We start from the raw sequence: 17856 nt of genomic DNA on the forward strand, positions 1-17856 counted from the left end.
TTTTAGCTAACATTTCCTTTCGGCAAACAGTGACAACTGTCCCGGAGAAATATTCCCGGTTAAAATTGTGGTTTCTTATATTGCAATAACAGAGCTAGCAACATGAAGCCATCGTGGATAACTGGCATAATTTTAACTGCGATCGCTGGAGCTACCATCAGCGCTATCTCGATTTTCCAAAAAGCTAACCAGCCATCCATCGCGCTTACTGAAGAATGGATAGCTATTCAAGTGGCAGATGGGGACAGCATTACAGTCCGCCAAACCGATGGCAGCCAAATGTCAGTTGAGCTTTGTGGAATTGATGCCCCGGAATTGAAACAAGGTGAAGTGCCAGCACAAGCATTGAGCAATGAAGCAAAAGATAAACTACTCAAGCTAGTCGCTGCTGCCGATAACCAACTGATGATTATTCCAGTAGCAAAAGACAGCGATGGGCACACTGTTGCTGAAGTGATGGCTCACGGACAGGGCGATACTGAGATTAGTTTTCAGGAAGAACTGCTTAAAAGCGGCTTGGCTAAAACGCGGCTTGGTGAAGTGGAATGCCCTAATCAAATAGCTTTCGAGAATGCCCAGAGGATAGCGATCACATCAAAGGCTGGAGTGTGGAGCCAAAGCAACTTAGAGTTCCCTTGAGATTATTGCCAGCATGATCATTAAAACTTGGTAATCTTACTTCTTTGCGCCTTATACCAATTCTGTATAAAGATGCGCCAAATTATATAAGGAACGAACCGCAAAGGGTGCAAAGGAAGAAAGAAAATTTGGCGCAGCCTCACAAAGAAATGGCATTATTACTACCGTATGCTAAAAAGCCTGTTTTATAAAACCTAAGATTTCCACTGTTCTACCAAGCTTTTCTTTTTTAAGGTCACATCTCCTCCAACAAATGCAGGCAACCCTAGAAGCAACCGATATTCATTAACGGTAATAATGCCTTGTCCAAAAGCTTCATCTATTAAATTAGTGTTTTTTAGTCCGATTTCTGATAGATTAACAGATTCATTATTGGAACTATTTTCTAACATTGCTTATCTACTATTTAGTAAGGAAAGGTGTTATATTTTCACTATATTTAAACATTGCAGAGCTAAAGAAGCCACCACAGTGGTCTTTTTCAACGCAAGCCTTGCATTCTGACATATATTCATTTTTCCAATCAGAAATACTCTTGCGATTATAAGGATATAGACGTGGATCAAGTAAGCATAACTGGTGATTGTAAACTGAAACAACCATTTTGTTTCGTGTAAGAATTTCAACCGCTTCCACCAACTGTAGCTGATATTCAGTTGGGTCAATCCATAAGTCATCAATGTTAGGGCGGGTAAAACCCATCATCTCTAAACCCATAAAAGCGACGTGATCAACAAATAGAAGGTTACGTGCAATAAAGCTAGCCAATTCCGGCAGACGAGAATAAGTTTGTTTGTGAATAACAACTCGAATTTCTACTTTTTGTTTATAGCGTTTTAAATTAAGAATTCCGCGAATTGTCTCATCAAAGGCTCCATCTGCCTGAACAACATAGTCATGAATATTAGAAATGTCTGAATATAAGGGTATCCCAATCATTAAATCAGAGTGCTTGATTTGAGCAATTTGGGAAGCAAGCTGCTCATAGGCAAACTTTCTACCATTGGAAAGCATATGCACAGAAGTTTCAGGCAAATAGTTTTTTAATGCCCTTATCAAAATTAACATATCCTCCCCAAGCATGGTGGGTTCACCTCCTGTAATACCAATTTCCTTACTTTCTCTACTTATTAAAGGAATAGCAGTCAATAGCTCTTTGACTAAGTATCCATCATCTATATTTTTAGGAGGCTGAGAACACATTAAGCAATAGTTGTTACAACGTTCTGTTACTAACAAAGAGTTAGAAGTTGAATGACGGCGGTACATAACACTCAAAGTATGCTGCTCTGGGTCAAAGCGAACTACATCTTCAGCACTCAAATAATGCAGTTCTTCACTTAGGCGAAAACAATTATTAACTTGATTAGTATCATATTTAGTATTATCAATCAAAAAGTAAGCCCTGAAACCTGTGGGTAGTCCACCAGAGAGGGGCTGTTTCACTAATAAAATAGCCTCATGCCTTAAAGCAAATGGAAGGTTAATATTGTCGGTTAAACGAGCGATAAAAGGCTCAGATGTCCACTTACTGATAGATTCAATTTTCCGAGAGTAAAGTTTTAGCATACTTAATGGCTTACCCAACTAAATAATATTTCCTTGGCTTCTGGATCATCTTCTAGTAAAGTGATAATATGCCGTAAAATCTCCATATTTTTCTTGCAAAAACCACTAAAAGCCTTATGTCCAACATAATCTCCTTGGGTAGCATGATGATAAACTGGATCGCTGCCACAGTAAGCTTGGAAACCGCAATCTTGACACATTGGACTACTTTCACACAGGGATTGCTCTAGTGGGTCGAGAAGCGCATCTGAGAGCATCATTTGCTCATAAGTGTCGGTCTGTAAATTACCTAGCCTAAATGTTTTATCTCCCATCTCTGCTAACATTCTAGACTCATCTGAAGCGTATACTTCTCCATCGTGATTGAAAATGATGGCACTAATACCAATACCAGATGGTGATTGCAAATCAACGTAGGAAGTTCCAAAAGGTGTCAGCATCTTATTTAAAAAGATGCTAGTATAATCCTCTACTAATTGGTATCCTTGTTTGTTGATTTGCAGGATATAATCAAGTCCCTTCTTATAAAATTCCAACCACTCTAAAGTAGTGTAAGCTTCATATGTTTTAGTCTTGATTGCAAAACCATAAGGACTTAAAGGCCGCAGAAATATACTGTGGAAGTCTTGACGAATGTACTCATCAATAATTTCTGTTACTCTGGGCAAGCTGGCTTTAGTAGTAGTCATAAGTGCGCCAACTTTATCTATACCTAAAACTGACCGTACTCGCTGAATACCTTCAATGGTTAACTGATAACTATTCATTCCGGGACGAGGACGATTCGCATTATGCAAGTCTTCCGAACCATCAAGAGAAGTAGAAATTAATATATCGTGTTCTAGGCAAAACTGTAAGATTTCTTCATTAATCTGTGAGAGGTTAGTAGCAATAACAAATTGTAGGTTCTTTTGGTGAGTCAAGTTTTTTTGTTTTGCTGCCAAAACAATCTCTTTGATCAAATCAAAATTAAGTAGCGGCTCACCACCCTGAAACTCTATCTTGATGTTTAGCGCTGGACTTTGGAACGTAAACTCTAATGCTTTGTGGGCATGAGCAGCAGACATATCATAAGCAGTTCTATCATGGCTTTGGCGAGAAACTTGGCAATAAGGACAAGAGTGATCACAGCGCAAGGTTACAACGAACATATGCAGGCTGGTAAAGTTAGCAATCTGCATACTTTTAGTCCGGTACTTTAAAGCTAGTAAATCTAAAGCAACCGATGAATCAGCATCTAATAGAAAATGTTTTGATTTAAGCTGGTTATAGACTATTGAATTGGGAACCAGTAGTTTATGTACAAAGTCCTGTAATAGGTTTTGGGGCAGGACAACATATTCCCCTACTTCATTAGTCAGTACGTATCGCTTGGCATCAAGCCGGATAAAGCGAAACGGTAAGAGTTGATACCCTGATATTAAGCTCTGGTTGTAAAAATCTAGAGGTTTAAATCGTTGCGAAACGGGTAATCCCATTTTATTTTAATTAAGCTATTAATGAAGTTTTGGAGAATGCTTGAGCTAGTATTAAGTTGCGTACTGCCTCGCTTTCTTTAGCAATGATTTCTCGCAAGTCTTGATCCATAAGTTCATCCGAAAAATCAGCAATGACCTGTTGTATTTTCTCAGAAACTGTGGGTTCAGCAAAAGTGAATAGAACGCATAATTCTTGTTCCTGTTTATCTTGTAAAAACACAGAACATTGAGAGGCAAACTTATAAGCTGTCTTTTTAATAGCACTCAGACTGTATAAATCTAAATTGATAAATAGTTTTGCCTGATTACCTTCTAAGATAAAACTGTTATCTGATAATGCCATATTTACTAACAATTTGAATAGTGATAATACTGAGAGCTAGGAAAAAATTTGTGGGTAAGTTATTGCTATTAACTGTCCTCAATTTCTACTTACAGATAATAAGGAAGTTGTATAAGTAAAATTACCGATACTAATCCAACAGATTCCAAAAACTCTTGGTTTTTCTTAGTCATAATTGGCTAATTATTTTTTGTTTTTACTTGTGGGATTCAGGCTAATAGCATAGTAGTGAAAAACAACATTTGCCCTCAGTAATATTACTACTTATACTAAATACACAGGTAAGTGAGTCTGCTGAATATAGGAACCATATTTGATTTCTGCAAAAAAATACGAGACAATACGCAGGGATGTATATGTCTAACAGTAAACAACTATCAACCTAGCAACACTGATTATTCAATAACAATCCGATTAAATTTTTTTTAAATATAAAATACAAGGGTGGGTTATAGCAAAGCATAACTCACCCTACGTAGATTACAAAAATCAAATATGATTTCTATACATAAATTCTCATAACAAGCTACTTACCTGCTACTGGAATAATGGGAGCTGTGTGAACGATGAGAGCTATGAGAACGGTGTGAGTAATGTCTTGCTATTAGTTGTTCTTTGTTTATTCCTGCTGATGGTGCGATCACAAGCTGTTCATCTAAGTTATCACTTTTAGTAACCTGTGCATTCTCTACACTTAATTTACTAAAAGCATTACTCAAACGTTCACTAGAAGCGGCATTTCCTGGTAAAGGAGTTGTACTAAGTAAAGCTGCCACTACTAACCCTACTGGTTTCAGAAATCCTCTATTCTTCTTAGTCATGCTCGGTTCTATAATAAAAAAGGTTTGTTGTATGAATATGCAACAGCAGAAAAAATCAAACATCGATCAAGCACCAAATGATTTTTAACACGGTTTTTAAGTAACTTATTCAAAACCTAGACTATTTTTTGCTTGCTGCTTTTTCATACACTTAACACTTTAACTACAGAGTTTCATACATAACAACAGTAATATTGACTAAATAGTTTTTCTTAAAAGTACTCATCAATCGCATTTAATTCGACTATTTAAGCATATAACTGACCTTAACCTTAGTTGCTTTCGAGCAGTCACAATCTACCCACGGAATCTTTGCGGTGTAGCTTTCTTCAAGTAGCGATCGCCTTATGCTTTTAGAATTTAACTTACGAAAATTTCTGTACTAATTTTATACAATTGCTCCCAAAGTGCCATTAACCGCACGTAAATAGTCAGATGGGGATAGCAGAAGCAGCATTCCTCGCATCCCACCAGAAACAGTGATCTGCTCAAATAGGGTTGCTGTTTCATCAAGGTAAACTGGATAGTCTTTTTTGCTAGCTAAAGCTGTTACACCCCCACGTATGTATCCTGTTAGTGGCTGGACTTCCTTAAGAGCAACTGTCTCAACCTTGCGGTTTCCTGAAATCCGCGCCAAAGCTTTTAAATCTAACTGAGCATTTCCTGGCACAACAGCAAAACAGATACCTGTTGTGTCACCTCTGACTACTAGAGTTTTAAAAACTTGCTCTGGCGGAAGACCCAGTTTCTGGGCTGTACTCTCAGCAGCCAGATCATCAGGATCTACTTCATAGCTGAGGATTTGATAGGGAATACCTAGTTTATCCAGTAGTCGAGCAGCATTGGTTTTCATTGCTCTTACTCCCAATCTTCAATCACCAATCCACTGACGCGACTGAATTCTCTGGTGTTGTGCGTGACTAGCGTTAAGCTATGCGTCAAAGCGATCGCAGCTATTTGAAAAGAAAATCATTGGGGCCTATTGGAGTACCGTTTGCTGCTAATTCTGCACGAATTCTACCGTAAACCAGTACTGTAGAATCATCAAATGGTAAAGAAACAAATAAGTTAAGAAACTCTTGCTGTCTAGCTAATGTTCTTTGGGGATTATTGCTTCTCATTGCACCATAAAATAGTTCTGCTTTGACGACCGAACACACAGCAATATCTTTTACATTTGTTGACTGTAAGCGTTCTCGAATCAAGAGTGACCTACCGTTGAGATAACGAGCACAAACATTGGTATCTAATAAGTACCTCACACAATTTCTTCCCTTGTCTCAAAATCACCTTCATAGTCAATAACAATTGGATCGTCTTGACAACTACCGTAAGTCTGCTCAAAAAATCCGGCTGGCCATCCCAATTCTTCGGGTGTTTTTGGGGGTGCTGATGGTTCTATTTGTTGATAAATCACTACGACTTCCATTTCTTTGTCTGTTATGCCAACAGGAATCTCAAGGTGCAAAATGCCATCAGCCCCAACATGAGAACATAACTTAATACTTTGCATTACTGTTTTCTCCTAGTCCTTGGTTGATTGAAAATTACGTGGTATCTCATCTATGATGCCGTATTCTTTTTCAATCACACTCAACAGCTTCTTCACTATAGCCTTCAAATACGGTCGCTTCAGTTCCCCCAGATGCTTCAGCATAGCAGTTGGGGCATCTTCCAAGTCCTCGTTTTCCCGCAGCCGTGCGATCGCTCTTAGAGAAATGCCAGTTATTTACATCTTCTGAGATTCTATTGAGTTTTGTTCATTTCTAGCCAGTTGTAGAGTGGGAACTGAACTCTGTTGAACGCTGTATGAATCAATCATGTAGAGGGGTTTTACAGCACTCAACTAAACAACTGGCATAGCTGGATGTCAAGAAGCGGGAAGTTTTATCTTTTCCCTCGTACAACTTTTTGACTGTCCCGTTGCGTTGCTAACTCCATTGAAACTGCAACCCAAAGACATTGGATGCCAAATTGCCAAAATTTTCAGGGTATTCTTCCATACTTCGACTCTAGAAGCGTCAACAATTTCTCTTCGACAGCCGTTAAATAAGGCCGTTGATTTCAATCGGTGAGCAGGATGTGGGAATCTTAGAAATTAATTAATAATTTCTCCTTTGTTATTGGCCAACTTTTCACGCCATTTTTGGAGTTCTTCAGGTGTTTGTCTCACCCAATCTGTGACTTCGCCAACGATTTTTAATGGTGCTTGGGAGCGATATGAGCGTGTCGGATTGCCCGGAAATTTTTTGTCTGTAACATTCGGGTCATTTTCAAACTCCCCTGTTGGTTCAACGATATAAACACGTTCACGGTTATCGCCTTTTGCTAATGCAGCAGCTAGTCCCGCCCCATTGACAAGCGCTGTGAAATAAATGTGATTCATTTTGAGTTCAAGTTTGTAATTAGAACTGCCCCCTGCCCTCAGCAAATCGCCAACCTGCAAATCTGCTTTCGTTCCATGATAAAAGGGGCCTTTGTCAGAAGGTTTATCCTTAAACGAAGTTGCTAATTCATAATTCTTTCTTGCCTTGTCAGGGTCGCTTAAGTCCTCATAGCATTTGGCAATGTTTGAATATAGAGAAGGTATTGCACTCTTAACAGTGTTGTTATTTATTTTTAATGCAAACTGCAAAGCCGTTTCGAGCCATTTTAATTTGTCAGAAATATTTTTCTGATATCGAGCTACATAATGGGCTGAAATGAATTTTTCAAAGTCGTGTGTCGCTTCGTTCCAGGCTTGAAGAAACAGTTTACTTGCTTCTTCTGGTTTGCCTTTTTCTTCCATGCCCATACCTTGAAGACAGAGTTTAACAACATTGTTGTTTGGGTTGAATTCCATGATTACTTTGTCTCGTAATGATTGTAATTTCGATTTAGTTGCTTGTCCTTAGTCTGTTGAAGTGCATCGTAACTACTGCTAACGGTTCGCTTGAGCGGCTGCAAATAACCTTTACCTCACACCAACACCCACCCTTCCCCCTGAGTTCGGGGTTGTCCTTGGCTAAAACTTGGCATACTTCGCCTAACTGGTAAGTGTTGGGTACTTGGGTGCGTTCCATAATTTGTTACACCCATATTTAACAATGCGATAAGTGGTACTTTACCATCGGCTCGTTGTACACCGTCTGCTAAACCTCTTGTTTTCGCCCAGATCACATTAATTAGGTTTAGCTTTACTAATCCTTTAGTAGAAGTATATTCTCTAGCAAAACTTTTCTTAAGAAAGAGGTATTAATTAAAAATTTTATTAACAATTGTAAAGATAGCCCAAAAAATCAACAAAAATCTATGCAATCACCAGAAGCGGAAACAACAAAATTCGAGAGTAAAGCTCCTTTGTCAAAGGATACTACTTCCCCTATTCAGTCCAAATCAAAAACTGAGCCATTAACTCAGGTACAAGCAGATAGCGTGCTGACCCGTGAACAATTGCCTAACAGGGGGTTTCGTATTGCCCTCACCCTGATTACTAGCGTGATTATTTTAAGTGTCGTCGCTATTTACTTCGGCATTATTCATCCTTAGCACATTGTCATAAAACCCAATGGCACGCCCCTTAAAGCTAAATCGACTATAAGACCTATGGGTGTGGGGTTTAGTAATAAAGGAATTTATTAAGGTTGCACTTAGTTTTGGCTTTTCTGATTTTTTTTCCTACACCCTGCACCCAACCGTCTACACCCAGCCACAGCAGGAGTTTCACGTTTTCAAGCGGGATATATCTTTTCGCTCTAATAAAAAGTGATTGCTCTGTTTTGGCTGATTAGCCCAGAGATTTCAACAGCCGTTAGGGTGACAGCTTCAGAATTATCATTTTTTCGCTCCCAATAACTGCAATATCTCCTTCACTGCCGTTTTTTCCCACTCCATCTCCTAAATCCGCTTCAGTAACCGCTTGGGAATGTACTTCCACGACTCGACCAAGCGATTGCCCTGACTCTAAAATTCATAATGATAGTACGCCTGTGAGTAATCCTTGCCATTCCTAATAATCGTTCACCAATGAATACTGCCGTTATCTTCCCCCTTCTACTGTCGTATTTTACTAGGGTTTACTGCGATACTCAACAGCGATAATATCGATACAATTGGGCGGTTGACGGTTTCAGCTTAACAATAGTGAGTAAACTACCTGCTGCGTCAATTACTTCAATTCGGGTGAGCGCATAGACATCCTTACTAGGAAACAATATGGCAGACCTTAATGGTAATTGGTTAGGAACTTACTGGCAAGATGACATTCCTAGTCGCTTTGAAGCAACCTTTGTTCAGAGTGGAAATACTTTTAGTGGTTCCATTTTGGATGACAACTATTTAGGAGAAGCTCAGGTCAATGGCGAGGTAATTGGGCGCACTGTCAGTTTTACTAAACGTTATTTAGTTACCTCACCTGTACCAGTTAGATATACAGGCATGGTTTCAGAAAATGAAGATTATATGCAAGGAGAGTGGAATATAGGTTTGCAGTATTCTGGTGTATGGGAAGCCCGACGCAGTGGAGAAAACCTGATTGTAGATTTACAAAGTCGGCTCGAACAGCAGACTTCATTGACAATGACTTAATCGCTCACATAAATCCCTGCCTTACCCCCAGGCTTCCTTATGTGTAATTTCCGACTCCAAAACACTCAACACTTTCTCTTCCAAATCCGTCAAATAAGCCCGATTCAGCTTCCCCAGCGACTCCAAAAACCTCTGCACTGACTCCTCCAGCCCACTCGAATACACCCGACCCAGGCGATCGCAAATCACCTGCATCTGCTCACACTCGGCAGGCAGGTAATTGTAAGATTTGAGATGCTGCAAACCAACAGCGTACTAGCCACCCCAGGTTTTGACAGTGCATGATACCAGGGCAAAGTAATACATTTTTTCTGTAATATATCTTGTATTATAAAGGTAATACAAGTAAAGCTCTTATTCTTTCGTAACAAACTTGTGCCAGCTTGAACTTGATCGCCCTAAAAGGAGAGTGGGAATGAAAAAAGTAGCGGTGTTTGGCAATGCTGGAGGCGGTAAATCAACTCTAAGCAAAAGATTATCCCAAATTACTGATTTACCACTTCACATCTTGGACAAGATCAAATATCAATCAGGGGGAACTGAGGTTCCACATGAAGATTATAAGCGCGTCCATCAGCAAATTTTAGCTACTGACCGATGGATTATTGACGGGTTTGGCTGCATGGAAACTCTCTGGCTAAGACTGAACGAGGCAGATACTCTAATTTTTGTCGATCTACCTCTATATGTGCATGGATGGTTGGTAACTAAACGATTCATTACAGGTTACTTTAAACCGCCATCAGGCTGGCCTGACAATAGTCCAATATTGAGGAGTTCGCTTACTAGCTACCGCACGCTTTGGTTATGTCACAAATATTTGACCCCAAAATATCGTGAGTTTATCGAGCAGACTCAAAGCATGAAAAATGTTTATCATATTCGCTCGACTAAAGAAATTTCGCAATTCTTTGAATTAATTGAGTGCCAGATTAATTTAAAAGATGGTGCATAAATCTATGGAAATCAGATTTTTAAACACCCAAGATATCGGCGTTTACCGTGATCTGCGTCTGTTCGCATTGAGAGAGTCGCCAACGGCTTTTGGTTCGAGTTATGAGCAGGAATCCTGTTTTTCTTTGAGCGACTTTGCTGCCAGACTTCGCCCTCACGATAATTCTGCTAACGGCATTTTCGGTGCTTTCAGCGATGGAGACAAACTTATTGGTATGCTTGGCTTCTCACGCGAGAACCGTTTGAAGCGTGTTCACATTGGTTCTCTCTGGAGTATGTATGTTTTACCTGAGAATCGAGGGCGAGGTGTTGGAGCCGCGCTTCTTGATGAGGCATTATCCCATGCTCGACGGCTTGATGGTCTGCGACAGATCGTTCTCACGGTCACTACAAACAATTTACCAGCCGCCTCTCTTTATCGCTCACGGGGTTTTGAGCGTTTCGGTTTAGAGCGTGATGCTTTATTTATTGATGGTAGATATTTTGATGAGGAGCATCTGGCATTACACTTCAACCATGATGCCTAACGAGAACCTGTTGCACACTTACTATATAAAAACGACCATAATTCTTAAAACTTTATCTCGTTCCCATATTCCAACTCCACAACACTCAACAATTTCTCTTCCACCGCAGTAAGATAGGGTCGATTCAGTTTCCCCAACGACTGCAACAGACTTTTGACTGTCTCCTCCAGTAAATCGGAATACACTCGACTGATGCGATCGCTGATTAATTGCATCTGCTGACATTCTTCGGGCAGGTAGTTGAAAGACTTCAGGTGTTGCAACCCAACGGCGTACTCGCTATCCCACATTTTCACCGTGCAACTAAAGTCATTCACTGCGCTGACAATAGCCCAACAGCCACTTTTGCCTCTGAGTTCGGGATTGTCTTTGGTAAGGATTTGGCACACTTCTCCTAGCTGGTAGGTGTTGGGTACTTGGGTGCGTTCCATTATTTGCTGCACTACGTTTTTAACGATTCTAGCTGGTGGCACCTTACCCCCTGACTGCTCCACTGCTTTTACCCACACTTCTTGCTGTTGGTGGGGTTCAAGCTTTGTCATTGGTCTGACTTGACGTTCGTTAGTTGGCAAAATGTGATCCATTGGATCACATTTTTTCATCAAATTATCGAAAACAACTGCCGCATCCATTAAAAGATAAGATTGCCGACGACTATGCCCAAAGCGATCGCGGCAATAATCTTCAAATGTTTTATGCGTGGAGCGATAAAGCCGTCTGTCCCTCAATTCCGTCAGCGCTTTCCCCGCCTCAAAAAACGCCCGTTCCACTTTCCTCTCCAGGAGTAGGCGATCGCTTTGCTCCTGCTCGGTTAATTCAGGAATTTCAACAGCACTAACCGTAATTGTTGCTGTAGCTGGGTTTTCTTCTTGGGTCAGGTTATCTGGTGGCGTGTCATCACTGGATGAAGCAGGGGTGGGCTTTTTACGCTTAGAGGTTGGTTTATTCATGTTTCCACCTCTTTTAGTTCAATGGCATTTGCTCAAAGTGTGATATTTAGTTGCGATAATCTCTCCCAAAGTACTCATCAAAAAAACCTGTGGATTAGCAGTAGCATGATTAAATATCACAATCTTCCTCCAGGTTTACACCAAAGGAAACTCCCAAAACTTCTTCGATTTTGCGAAGGTTTTCAATTGAAAGCGCCCCTTTAAGAGTTTCCTTTTCGATGTCGTACCAGTAAGTGCGCGACAAACCAACTTCATCACATATTTGCTCTAGAGACTTACTCGAATCTAATCGAGCTTGCTTAATCCGCTCTCCTAGCCCCTCAATTTCAACTTCCTTGACTTGTCTTATTCGCATTTTTGCACTAATCACACTACCACCTCCTTAGAGTAAAGCGTTAACTATTAGTTTTACTATACACTACCAACTACTAGTTGACACACTGTAAACTAGTAGTGTACTATAAAGATGTAGAGAAAGCGCCCCCGACTACCAATCTAGAGCGCTTCTCTAATCCTAATTTCAAGGAGTTTACTTATCATGACATACCAAATCTACAGCCAACAACAGCTGCAACTGAAATCGATTGCCCGACTCAAGCAAATCTACAGCGAAATCGCCTGCACAGTCGAAGTAAGCGACAAACGCTGTAAGGATTCTTGGATTACTGCGATCGCTGAATATCAGACAAGCAAGATTCAGAAAGTCACCCTTGCTGCCCCCGACGAACAAAGCAAAGCCCAAGCTGAACTCGACAACTACATCGCTGACCAAGCCCAAGCCGTAGCTCCCGAACTCCTCACAATAGTCGAAATCTCGTTTGACCATCACGAATATTACGCTGATGACAAACTGGTAGCCAGCATCAGCCATGACGACAACCACTTAACCCAACGCTGGGTAGTAATGGTCAACAGTAAAGAAATATTTCGTGCCAACACTCTAATGCGTTGCGATCGCTTCATCTGTACTCACCACAAAGACGGCTCATTACCTGTGCAAGAAGAAGCAGAGGTGCAGGGGAGCAGGGGTGCAGAGGGGAAAAACTTACAACAACTTTCTCCTCTGCCCCTCTGCGCCTCTGCCCCCATGCTTTCCTCTTCGACCGAAAACCAAATCATGGCGCATATCTTCAACGAGTGCCAGAATTACGGGTTTGAAATTCTCGATGATGGCATTTACAACAACAACGGCGTGAAACTGGGGCAAGTCGGATGCACTGACGGGAACTGGTGGGTGAAGAGGCGTTATTCAGTCCAGCAACAGTATTCTAATTCGGTGCTTGATGCTGTGCGCTCATTGTCGATGGTGGACATGTCTACTGATGGTAAATCCATTTTTGAGGAATATTTTTTAGATCAGCCGTTAGAACAGCTAACTGGCAATAAATTGCAACGGCTGCTGGAGAGAACGGAGTTAGTCACAGCGTAAGTCTTGGGCTTCGCCTGGGAAAAGGTTAAAGGGGAAAGGGGAAAGGTAAATTTCTTCATTCCCTTCCCCTAATTATTTATTCACCAATCCCCAATTAAATCTATGCAACCCACGATATCAATCCCTCAACACTGGGGCTACCCTCGCTTTGCTTTGGATCAGCGTACAGAACAAGGCACGATTCTAGGACTTTACTACTATCCCTCTGGCACAGAGTTGGCTGAACAATTTGATGAAGGATGGCGTTACGTATTGATGCCTAACAAGAATTCTGAGGAGATATCGTACTTGCAAGAGAATCAAATTCAGCCGCTTTCCCCACAGGAATTATTCTCAGAAATTACCGCAGAAATTGAGTTTTATCAACCAATACCATTGCCAAAATAAGAGTATGAAGAGGTAGGGCATTTCGTAGTAGATTTATTGTCTCTCACAACGATAAATCAAACACTACAAGCAGCCCATGCCTGATATCTTATCACTGCTACAATGCCTGCTACCGCAGATCAACGCGACAACAATGCGGCAATTTAACCAAATAATCCTGGCTATGTTAACGATGAGCGGGCGAGTCACGATGTTGGGAATCTCGCGTTGGGCAGGCACTGGTGGTAGTTATCGGACGATATTAAGATTCTTTCAGACAGTAATACCTTGGGCGACGTTGTTTTGGCTATTTTTCCGTAAGCATTTATTCCGTGCAAATGAGGTGTATTTGCTTGCAGGAGATGAAGTTGTAGTGAGTAAATCAGGTAAAAAAACTTATGGTTTGGATAGATTCTTTTCCAGCCTAGTAAGTAAACCGATATTAGGACTGTCTTTCTTTACATTATCATTAGTAAGTGTTGAACAAAGGCACTCATTTCCCATTCAAATAGAACAGGTGATTAAGAGCGATGTAGAAAAAAGTAGTTCAACATTAGCCTCAGAAATAAAGCCTAAAGAAAAACGTAAGCGTGGACGACCAAAAGGAAGTAAGAATAAGAATAAAGCCGAGGTGATTTTAACATCTGAATTAGTGCGAATTCAAAAGATGATTAATTCGCTGTTCAAATTATTAGCTGGATTTGTGCCGCTTACTTACTTAGTGCTAGATGGGCATTTTGGTAACAATAATGCTTTGCAGATGGCACGTCTTGTTAACTTACACATAATTTCTAAGTTGCGCCACGATTCTGCATTGTATATCCCATATCAACATCCTGACTCCCATAAACGCTCTCGTCGTAAATACGGTGATAAGATTGACTACCATAACATACCTGATAAGTATTTGCGTAAAAGTAGCATAGAGGATGAAATTCAAACTGATGTTTATCAATGCACTCTCCTTCACAAGGAATTTGCCCAAGCACTAAATGTAGTTATTTTAGTTAAAATTAATCTTAAAACTCATGCTCGTAGTCATGTAATTCTATTTTCTAGTGACCTAAAGTTGTCCTACGAAAAAATAATAGATTACTACAAATTGCGCTTCCAAATCGAGTTTAATTTCCGTGATGCCAAGCAGTTTTGGGGACTGGAAGATTTCATGAACTTAAGCCAAACTGCTGTGACTAATGCTGTTAATTTAGCATTTTTCATGGTCAACTTGTCCCATCATCTTCTCTTGGATTTTCGTCTCCTTAATCCCGACTCTGGCATTATTGACCTGAAGACTCATTATCGTGGTTTTCGATATGTCCGTGAAATCTTAAAAATGCTTCCGGAAATGCCTGAGCCTATTTTATTAACCCAGATTTTTGCCAAGATTACTTCTTTGGGACGGATTCATAACGTTTCTACAGGCGTTGAACCCTCGTAAATTGGCAAAGGTATTGATCAACAGCAAATAGTAATTCTGCAACAACAGTTAGCCATAGTCACCGGAGGTTTCACAAATGCCTAATACGGTTGACGAAAACTTTGACCGTAGAGCCAATCATTTGCTGCGTTCGATTCAGCTTTGTGGTGGTTGCGTTCCATTGCACCGTTTGCAATTCCAATTCTCCGATTCAGTTATTCAAACCTTGCTGGATAAAGAACTGGTGAAAGTGCAGAACACGGGACGCGGCTTTTTGTTGGAGATTGCCGAGGATTTTTAGGTTATTAATACCAGAGGACACAATGATGAAACTTTACGCAAAAACCATTCCACAGACTTTACCCGATTGGGCAACTCTCGTTACAAAGAGTACAGATTTATTTGAGGTTGAAATTAATGATGAACACCCTAATTTTCAATCTCTGCTTGAAGAGTTAGAAACCGAGATTGAACCAGGGACTTTCGGAGTTAAAGCGGAAGATTTATGTTCCAGGCTCGGTATAGAAATGTCTAACCCAAATCTACACTACTTAGTTGAACAAGCCCAAAATTTGATATCCCAGATTGCTACGCACCCAGATTACAAACAACTCTTGTCAGCAGGGTATCAGCCAGATTTAAACATTGCTGATGCTCAAACTGCTTTGACTTATCTGCAATGGGAGTTAGAGCGGAATCGATAACTTTCTGTTTAGTAAAAAAGCGATTGCTTGAATATCAGCTTTTCTTCAAGCAATCGTAAAGCACTGAAAGTTTACGTTACAAACCACTAATTATCACACACCCCAGCAAAATATGCTTACTGAAATTAAACTAGGTTTATGCAACCCTCCCGAACCCATCTATTTATATGTCAATCAGGGTGAAGTAGATGGAGAATCTTTCGTTTGGTACAAGTTCAATATCAGCCAGGAGAAGAAAATCCCTGTTGCCCAGAGAGCATTAACTGGATATTTGTCTGAACTCCGCCTAACGACTAAAGAGTTTAAAGGCAAGGACAACTTGAAGCTGGATATTGTTGTCAGTGCTGATGAACTTTATGTAGTGAGAACTGGCATTGAAACCAATTTTGCTAAAAGCTTCCTTTTAGCTGCCTCATTAATCCAAGATTTCTCCAAACCACTGATTATCGTTGCTACTGCTGGCGACGAAAACACAGTTTTTTGTAATCTTTACGATGCTGCAACCAAAACCAAGATTTACAGAGAATGGAGTAGAGATTTGGATTGGGCAACAATCATTCGTGACATTCAATCTGTTTTAGGTGGTAATTCCTCAACCATTTCATCTACACCAAAACTTAGCGTAGTCCCTCAAGCAGTACATCCTCAAGACTTGCGAGTTAAAAATATTCGCACTTTGCTTGATTATCCTCTTGATTTAGTCAGAGAGTGGTTGCAATTTCAGGATGTTGACCGCCCAAGTCTACTTCATATTAGCAAGATTAATGAATTAGTAAAAACAATGTGTTTGGCTTGGGCAGCAGATAAGTGCGACTATCCCAATCATGCCGAATCTTTGTATCAAAATCTCGTTGTTGATGCTGTTGCTAGTGGTGCGGATGAGTTAACAGCAATCAACGCATGGATGCAACAGTTGCAAACAGCAAAAGCCGGAGCAGTGTAAATCAGAAATCAGGATTCAGAATCATTCTGACTTCTGAATCCTCAATTAATCAGATAGGAATTAACCATGAAAGTCATCGTTACAGTTGTTGAAAGAATCACCAGCGAAGCACATATCGATATCCCTGATGGGCTGAATCAATCCGCAATTAGACAGCACATCGTAAACTGCTACAACGCTGGGGAAATGTCCACAGATATGAACATCTTCCAAGTAGATTTTGAATCTATCAGCGCTCGGATTGTACCAGAACATTCTTCTACTAAATCTGCATCAATAGGGAAAGTAATCAGATGAGTATCAAATGGACTGATGAAGAACTCGCAATTATTGAAGAAAAAGCTGAAGTCTATACAGTCAAACAAATAGCTTCAATCCTAAAAAGGCGAGGATATCAACGCACACCAGTTGCAATTTACCTGAAGTTAAACAACTTAGGTTATTCAGCCCGTCCCACTCTTGATAACTATTCTTGTAAAGAAATTGCTCAGGTTCTTCAATTGAATTTCTCAACTGTCACAAGATGGGTCAAAAGAGGATGGCTCAAAGCTACAAGACGCTCTGCCAGACATTACCAAATTCGGAAATGGGATTTAAAACAGTTTTTTGAGAATCCCCCACAATCCATTAAAAAACGTATTGCTGCTCTTGATGTTGAAGCGATTAATTACCTATTAGGGAAACAAGCATGATTGACCACATTAACGCACTTCAAACAAGCTGGTATCTCTCCCCGCCTTGGGGACAAACAATTCCGCCTGTTGCAGTTAATTTACTGGAGAGAGTTTTCCTACGAACTACAAGGAGATTTGGTTACTGCTGCGGTATGCAATGGAAACACGAATGTTGGATTTATTCAATTGATTGCCGTAATGAAATACTCCACGCTACACAAAACCAAATTATCGCCACTGGAGAGTTAGAAGCCCTCAACGTGCAAAAACCTACTTTTGTTCTGGGTGAAAGAGTGATCCTCTGCTCTCACGATAAAGGAACAAAACAACGGCTGATTCTAGGGATTGCGCTGGTACATAATTCTTGGTTTTACCTTGTTGAATTGATGTCACCAACGTTAATTAAGACACCAACTATATCGAATCGCTTCTCCCTGCTTGGTGAAAAAAGTTTAGTGCGGGTAAATACTTGAGTT

Annotated in this window: 26 protein-coding genes and 1 pseudogene; 14 read left to right on the forward strand and 13 right to left on the reverse strand. The window is 40.4% G+C overall.

Annotated features, from left to right (window positions below):
- Positions 1–102: 102 nt before the first annotated feature.
- Complete coding sequence (locus FD724_RS35485) at positions 103–639, forward strand: thermonuclease family protein (protein ID WP_179076351.1); 537 nt, start codon at positions 103–105, stop codon at positions 637–639.
- A 194-nt stretch (positions 640–833) separates the two neighbouring features.
- Here the strand turns inward: FD724_RS35485 and FD724_RS35490 are convergent, their stop codons facing one another.
- The 10 genes and pseudogenes from FD724_RS35490 to FD724_RS35535 all read right to left on the reverse strand — a co-directional run bounded on the left by FD724_RS35490 (position 834) and on the right by FD724_RS35535 (position 8009).
- Positions 834–1031, reverse strand: coding sequence for a hypothetical protein (locus tag FD724_RS35490; protein ID WP_179076352.1), 198 nt, complete (start codon positions 1029–1031; stop codon positions 834–836).
- A 10-nt stretch (positions 1032–1041) separates the two neighbouring features.
- On the reverse strand, positions 1042–2226 hold the full coding sequence (hxsC, locus tag FD724_RS35495; RefSeq protein WP_256874709.1) for a His-Xaa-Ser system radical SAM maturase HxsC: 1185 nt from the start codon (positions 2224–2226) through the stop codon (positions 1042–1044).
- Positions 2211–3686 (reverse strand): His-Xaa-Ser system radical SAM maturase HxsB, encoded by a 1476-nt coding sequence (gene hxsB, locus FD724_RS35500; protein WP_179076353.1) that lies wholly within the window; start codon positions 3684–3686, stop codon positions 2211–2213. The genes hxsC and hxsB overlap by 16 nt, the downstream gene beginning before the upstream one ends.
- Positions 3687–3696: 10 nt before the next feature.
- Positions 3697–4029, reverse strand: coding sequence for a His-Xaa-Ser system protein HxsD (gene hxsD, locus FD724_RS35505; RefSeq protein WP_179076354.1), 333 nt, complete (start codon positions 4027–4029; stop codon positions 3697–3699).
- A gap of 530 nt (positions 4030–4559) precedes the next feature.
- Positions 4560–4850: a His-Xaa-Ser repeat protein HxsA2 gene (hxsA2, locus tag FD724_RS35510; protein WP_179076355.1), complete on the reverse strand. Its 291-nt coding sequence runs from the start codon at positions 4848–4850 to the stop codon at positions 4560–4562.
- Between the two features lie 388 nt (positions 4851–5238).
- A complete protein-coding gene (ybaK, locus tag FD724_RS35515; protein ID WP_179076356.1) occupies positions 5239–5703 on the reverse strand; it encodes a Cys-tRNA(Pro) deacylase in 465 nt (154 codons plus the stop codon).
- A gap of 5 nt (positions 5704–5708) precedes the next feature.
- Positions 5709–6112 (reverse strand): annotated as a pseudogene (locus FD724_RS35520) (type II toxin-antitoxin system VapC family toxin).
- Positions 6109–6363 carry a hypothetical protein gene (locus tag FD724_RS35525; RefSeq protein ID WP_179076357.1) on the reverse strand — a complete coding sequence of 85 codons (255 nt, stop codon included), beginning with the start codon at positions 6361–6363 and terminating at the stop codon, positions 6109–6111. Before FD724_RS35525 ends, FD724_RS35520 begins: the two are co-directional and overlap by 4 nt.
- A gap of 585 nt (positions 6364–6948) precedes the next feature.
- Positions 6949–7419, reverse strand: coding sequence for an NAD(+)--rifampin ADP-ribosyltransferase (arr, locus tag FD724_RS42230; protein WP_372726549.1), 471 nt, complete (start codon positions 7417–7419; stop codon positions 6949–6951).
- Positions 7420–7808: 389 nt separating this feature from the next.
- Positions 7809–8009: a hypothetical protein gene (locus FD724_RS35535; RefSeq protein ID WP_179076359.1), complete on the reverse strand. Its 201-nt coding sequence runs from the start codon at positions 8007–8009 to the stop codon at positions 7809–7811.
- Positions 8010–8141: 132 nt separating this feature from the next.
- Here FD724_RS35535 and FD724_RS35540 point away from each other — a divergent pair, with 132 nt between their 5' ends.
- Positions 8142–8378: a hypothetical protein gene (locus tag FD724_RS35540; protein ID WP_179076360.1), complete on the forward strand. Its 237-nt coding sequence runs from the start codon at positions 8142–8144 to the stop codon at positions 8376–8378.
- Between the two features lie 666 nt (positions 8379–9044).
- Entirely contained in the window at positions 9045–9416 is a 372-nt protein-coding gene (locus tag FD724_RS35545) for a hypothetical protein (protein ID WP_179076361.1), read from the forward strand.
- Between the two features lie 21 nt (positions 9417–9437).
- Here FD724_RS35545 and FD724_RS35550 read toward each other — a convergent pair whose 3' ends face one another.
- Positions 9438–9659: a hypothetical protein gene (locus FD724_RS35550; protein WP_256874710.1), complete on the reverse strand. Its 222-nt coding sequence runs from the start codon at positions 9657–9659 to the stop codon at positions 9438–9440.
- A gap of 172 nt (positions 9660–9831) precedes the next feature.
- On the opposite strand from FD724_RS35550, the gene FD724_RS35555 reads away from it, so the two are divergent.
- Both FD724_RS35555 and FD724_RS35560 read left to right on the forward strand, forming a co-directional pair.
- Positions 9832–10371 carry an adenylate kinase gene (locus FD724_RS35555; protein ID WP_179076362.1) on the forward strand — a complete coding sequence of 180 codons (540 nt, stop codon included), beginning with the start codon at positions 9832–9834 and terminating at the stop codon, positions 10369–10371.
- A 4-nt stretch (positions 10372–10375) separates the two neighbouring features.
- Entirely contained in the window at positions 10376–10897 is a 522-nt protein-coding gene (locus tag FD724_RS35560; protein WP_179076363.1) for a GNAT family N-acetyltransferase, read from the forward strand.
- Between the two features lie 44 nt (positions 10898–10941).
- Here the strand turns inward: FD724_RS35560 and FD724_RS35565 are convergent, their stop codons facing one another.
- Both FD724_RS35565 and FD724_RS35570 read right to left on the reverse strand, forming a co-directional pair.
- A complete protein-coding gene (locus FD724_RS35565; RefSeq protein WP_179076364.1) occupies positions 10942–11847 on the reverse strand; it encodes a hypothetical protein in 906 nt (301 codons plus the stop codon).
- Between the two features lie 109 nt (positions 11848–11956).
- Entirely contained in the window at positions 11957–12202 is a 246-nt protein-coding gene (locus tag FD724_RS35570) for a helix-turn-helix transcriptional regulator (protein ID WP_179076365.1), read from the reverse strand.
- Positions 12203–12385: 183 nt separating this feature from the next.
- Between FD724_RS35570 and FD724_RS35575 the strand changes: the two genes are divergently transcribed.
- From FD724_RS35575 to FD724_RS35615, 9 genes are all read left to right on the forward strand, one after another.
- Entirely contained in the window at positions 12386–13276 is an 891-nt protein-coding gene (locus FD724_RS35575) for a hypothetical protein (protein WP_179076366.1), read from the forward strand.
- A gap of 102 nt (positions 13277–13378) precedes the next feature.
- Positions 13379–13663 carry a hypothetical protein gene (locus FD724_RS35580; RefSeq protein ID WP_179076367.1) on the forward strand — a complete coding sequence of 95 codons (285 nt, stop codon included), beginning with the start codon at positions 13379–13381 and terminating at the stop codon, positions 13661–13663.
- 76 nt (positions 13664–13739) lie between these two features.
- Positions 13740–15080 carry a transposase gene (locus FD724_RS35585; RefSeq protein ID WP_179071337.1) on the forward strand — a complete coding sequence of 447 codons (1341 nt, stop codon included), beginning with the start codon at positions 13740–13742 and terminating at the stop codon, positions 15078–15080.
- Between the two features lie 76 nt (positions 15081–15156).
- Positions 15157–15360, forward strand: a complete 204-nt coding sequence (locus tag FD724_RS35590; protein WP_179076368.1) for a hypothetical protein — start codon at positions 15157–15159, stop codon at positions 15358–15360.
- Positions 15361–15382: 22 nt separating this feature from the next.
- Positions 15383–15763, forward strand: coding sequence for a hypothetical protein (locus tag FD724_RS35595; RefSeq protein ID WP_179076217.1), 381 nt, complete (start codon positions 15383–15385; stop codon positions 15761–15763).
- A gap of 112 nt (positions 15764–15875) precedes the next feature.
- On the forward strand, positions 15876–16706 hold the full coding sequence (locus FD724_RS35600; protein WP_179076369.1) for a hypothetical protein: 831 nt from the start codon (positions 15876–15878) through the stop codon (positions 16704–16706).
- Positions 16707–16772: 66 nt separating this feature from the next.
- Entirely contained in the window at positions 16773–17003 is a 231-nt protein-coding gene (locus tag FD724_RS35605; protein ID WP_179076370.1) for a hypothetical protein, read from the forward strand.
- On the forward strand, positions 17000–17398 hold the full coding sequence (locus tag FD724_RS35610) for a helix-turn-helix domain-containing protein (RefSeq protein WP_179076371.1): 399 nt from the start codon (positions 17000–17002) through the stop codon (positions 17396–17398). The genes FD724_RS35605 and FD724_RS35610 overlap by 4 nt, the downstream gene beginning before the upstream one ends.
- Complete coding sequence (locus tag FD724_RS35615) at positions 17395–17853, forward strand: DUF1392 domain-containing protein (RefSeq protein WP_179076372.1); 459 nt, start codon at positions 17395–17397, stop codon at positions 17851–17853. The genes FD724_RS35610 and FD724_RS35615 overlap by 4 nt, the downstream gene beginning before the upstream one ends.
- Positions 17854–17856 lie beyond the last annotated feature (3 nt).

It is taken from the genome of Nostoc sp. C057 (assembly GCF_013393925.1).
GTDB classification, from domain to species: domain Bacteria; phylum Cyanobacteriota; class Cyanobacteriia; order Cyanobacteriales; family Nostocaceae; genus Nostoc; species Nostoc muscorum_A.